The sequence below is a fragment of the Catenibacterium sp. CAG:290 genome, assembly GCF_000437715.1.
Taxonomy (GTDB): Bacteria; Bacillota_I; Bacilli_A; order Erysipelotrichales; family Coprobacillaceae; genus Catenibacterium; species Catenibacterium mitsuoka_A.
Genome location: NZ_FR898823.1, coordinates 1 through 1,086 on the forward strand (window position 1 = coordinate 1; position 1,086 = coordinate 1,086).

At 31.3% G+C, this 1,086-nt stretch carries 1 protein-coding gene; it reads right to left on the reverse strand.

Features of this window, described 5'->3' with window-relative positions:
- Positions 1-84: 84 nt before the first annotated feature.
- Positions 85-1,086: ABC transporter substrate-binding protein (locus QVO42_RS06435; RefSeq protein WP_288163972.1), on the reverse strand; the 1,002-nt coding region annotated here is incomplete at its 5' end.

A 1,086-nucleotide genomic window follows, 5' to 3' on the forward strand; every position in this document is an offset into this window, starting at 1 on the left:
TAAAGACCAAACATCAACATACCAAAATTAGAAGTTTGTATTTTATGCAATAAACCTTTTTCTTTCAAATTACGCTCCCCCTCATTAACGCATGCTCATATATCTAAAGCTATATGGTGCACCACAGAAATTACTAATTAGATCAGTGACACTCATATTAATAAGATATCTCTGTCCCTGATGAATCACAGGAATGAATGCATAGTCACGCATTGCGACTCTTTCCGCATTTAAGAATGCATAATAACGTTCATCCTGACTTTGTGCATTGATTGCAGCTGTAAAGAAGTTATTAAATTCATTACTACAATAATGATTAATACCTTGATTATTAACTGCAAGAGGGGCTAAATAATCATAAGCATCATTACATGTACCTTTAATACGTAATAAAGATAATTCTGCCTGTTCATAATCCACAGTATTCACTTCTTTTAAATACACCTTAAATTGTTTAGTTGATTCAAGGTCTTTTTTAATTTCACTCGCAATAATCTTTGATTGTGGATATTCTTTTGTATAAGTTAAAGTAAAAGTAAAATTCTTTAACTTATATTCTTTAAGAAGCTTAGATAAAGATTTCTTTGCTTCTTTTTTATTGTGTTTCAACTCATATTTAGCGGCATCTCTCATAAACTGCTTCTGTGAGTTAAAACAGATTCCCATAGGAAGTAAGCCTTCAGCTTTCTTAGTTCCGTCATTCAATACATTTTCATCATAGTTATTTCTTCTTAGTAGTAAAGACATTGCTTCACGTACTCTTAAATCTGATAAATACTGGTCCTTAAAATTAGGCACTAAATCCCACATCACACTATCACTATCTGCAGTACTTGAATCCTTACCATCATATTTCTTCGCTTTCTCACCAGTCACTGATGCAAAATCAATCTTACCTTCATCAAATAATCTGATTTTCTCATCATTACTGATTCCAAAAAGCATATTCACTTGATCAATATTTGATTTACTCGCAAAGTAACATGTCTTATTCTTCTTTAAAGTAATCTTATCTTTAGAAATAGAAGATACTTTATATGTACCACATGATAATAATGTCTTAGGAGAAGTAGCGTACTGATCTCC